Here is a 2,730-nt window from a genome sequence, read left to right as displayed (position 1 = left end):
AATCGACTGCATCAGGGCCACCGCCCCGGCGTCGGTGACCTCGATGCGGTGGTGGCCGAGCGAGGCGATGCAGGCGAGGATGGCACCGGCGGCGCCGCCTGCCCCGGACCCGCTCTTGGCTCCGGCCGCGCCCCGGGTACCGGTACCGGTACCGGAGACGGACGCCGCGCCGTCACCGCGGATCGCATCGGAGAACCGCTGTCGGATCCGGATGTCGGCCGCCACGACCGCCGCCCGGTCCTCCGGCGTGAGATAGCGGATCTGCCAGCGGTACAGCGCGGCGCGGTCGCGATGGGTCAGCGTCGCCCGGGTGGCCGAGGCCACCAGGTGGTCGAGGTCGTCGGAACCGGACGTGGCGGCGTCGAGTTCCTCGACGAGCGTGGCGACCGCGTCCCGGAACATCGCGTACTTGCCCGGGACGTACCGGTACAGCGCACCGGGGGTCACCGCGAGTCGGTCCGCGATGTGCTCCACGCGGGTCGCGTGGTAGCCGCGCCGCGTGAACTCCTCGGCCGCGACCAGCGCGATCTCCGCACGTCGAGACCCCGGTGGAGGGGTGTCCGGAAACCTCGTGGGCAGTGCTGGTGACGACGTCATGGCCTCTCGGATCTCGTGAGGGCGGATCGGGGTGTGATCTTGACAACTACGGATACAGTGGCCATAGTAAACCCGAATTCACAGATATATGTGATCGAATCCATGTGAGTGTCTCGTGTCCGTCGTCACAGGCAGGCTCGGGACGGAAGGGACAACACACCCATGTCAGTGCCCGAGGCCTACATCTACGACGCGGTGCGCACGCCACGCGGTAAGGGCAAATCCAGCGGTTCGCTGTACAGCGTCGCCCCGATCGACCTCGCCGTCGGCGTCCTGCGCTCGATCGTCGAGCGCAACGCCAGCCTCGACCCCGCACAGATCGAGGACGTCGTCATGGGCATCGTCGGTCCCGTCGGTGAGCAGGGCGCGGTGTTGCCCCGTATCGCGGCGATCGCCGCCGGACTGCCGGAGACGGTGGCCGGCGTGCAGCAGAACCGCTTCTGCGCCTCGGGCCTGGAGGCGGTCAACCTGGCCGCGCAGAAGGTCCGCGCGGGCTGGGAGGATCTGGTGATCGCCGGCGGCGTCGAATCGATGTCGCGGGTCCCGATGGGCTCCGACGGCGGCGCCTGGGCGCAGAACCCCCGGGTCAACTACGAGACCTCGTTCGTTCCCCAGGGCATCGGCGCGGACCTCATCGCCACAATGGAGGGATTCTCCCGCGGGGACGTCGACGAGTTCGCCGCCCGGTCGCAGGAGCTCGCCTCCGCGGCCTGGGACGACGGGCGTTTCGCGGGCTCGGTCGTCCCGGTGGTCGACTCCGCCGGTCGGGTCGTGCTCGACCATGACGAGCACATTCGGCGGGGCACCACCGCCGACGATCTCGCGGCTCTCCGTCCGTCCTTCGCCGCGCTCGGTGAGCAGGCCGGCTTCGACGCCGTGGCGCTGCAGAAGTACCACTCCGTGGAGCGGATCGACCACGTCCACCACGCCGGGAACTCCTCCGGGATCGTCGACGGCGCCACCGCGATGCTCATCGGCAACGCCGACGCCGGCGAGCGCAACGGCCTGGCGCCGCGCGCCAGGATCGTCTCGGCCGCCGTCATCGGCTCGGAACCCACGATCATGCTCACCGGTCCCACCCCGGCCGCCCGCAAGGCGCTGGCGAAGGCCGGGCTCACGATCGACGACATCGACCTGTTCGAGGTCAACGAGGCGTTCGCCGCCGTCCCGATGAAGTTCGCAGGAGACCTCGGGGTCCCGATGGAGAAGATCAACGTCAACGGCGGTGCGATCGCCATGGGACACCCGCTCGGCGCCACCGGCGCGATGATCCTCGGCACCGCCCTGGACGAGCTGGAACGCCGCGACGCCCGCTACGCCCTGGCGACCCTCTGCGTGGGTGCCGGCATGGGCATCGCCACCATCATCGAACGCCTGTAGACGACCCGGCCTCCCGCCTTAAAAAGGACGAGAAAACTCCCAATGAGCAGCGAATTCACCAACACCATCACCTACGAGCGCGACGGGGACGGCGTCGTCGTCCTCACCATGGACGACCCGAATCAGAGCGCCAACACCATGAACGCCGACTACCTGGCGTCCATGGAGGCGGCCGTCGACAGGCTCGAGTCCGAGGCCGACGAGATCACCGGCGTGATCCTGACCTCCGCCAAGAAGACCTTCTTCGCCGGCGGGGACCTCGGAGACATCCTGTCGATCCCCGCTGACGGAGCGGACCTGGCCGTGGCCACCGTCGAGCGGGCCAAGGCGCCACTGCGGCGACTGGAGACCCTGGGTAAGCCCGTCGTGGCCGCTATCGCGGGTGCCGCGCTCGGCGGCGGGCTCGAGATCGCGCTGGCCACCCACCACCGGATCGTGGTGGACTCGCCCGCGATCCAGCTGGGCCTACCGGAGGTGAGCCTCGGTCTGCTGCCCGGTGGCGGCGGGATCGTCCGCACCGTGCGCATACTCGGTGTGGCCACGGCCCTGATGGAGGTGCTGCTCGAGGGCAGGCGCCTGCGCCCGGGCAAGGCCCACGAGCTTGGGCTCGTCGACGAGCTGGTGGCCGGCCCCGACGACCTGCTGCCCGCTGCGAAGGCGTGGATCGCCGCCAACACCGACAATCCCGAGGCGGCGACCCAGCCGTGGGACCGCAAGGGCTACCGCATGCCCGGGGGGACGCCGTCGAGCCCG

3 protein-coding genes are annotated in these 2,730 nt (G+C 70.0%); 2 read left to right on the top strand and 1 reads right to left on the bottom strand.

The window, feature by feature from the left end; all coding sequences use genetic code 11:
* Positions 1-597: TetR/AcrR family transcriptional regulator (locus G6027_RS07395; protein ID WP_182636617.1), on the bottom strand; the 597-nt coding region annotated here is incomplete at its 3' end.
* A gap of 162 nt (positions 598-759) precedes the next feature.
* Here G6027_RS07395 and G6027_RS07390 point away from each other — a divergent pair.
* Positions 760-1,977: an acetyl-CoA C-acetyltransferase gene (locus G6027_RS07390; protein ID WP_182636616.1), complete on the top strand. Its 1,218-nt coding sequence runs from the start codon at positions 760-762 to the stop codon at positions 1,975-1,977.
* Between the two features lie 42 nt (positions 1,978-2,019).
* Positions 2,020-2,730, top strand: a 711-nt coding sequence (locus G6027_RS07385) for an enoyl-CoA hydratase/isomerase family protein (protein ID WP_182636615.1), incomplete at its 3' end; no start/stop codon positions are given.

Source organism: Dietzia sp. SLG310A2-38A2, assembly GCF_014145095.1.
Lineage (GTDB): Bacteria > Actinomycetota > Actinomycetes > Mycobacteriales > Mycobacteriaceae > Dietzia.
This window is presented reverse-complemented; position numbering and strand designations above follow the sequence as displayed.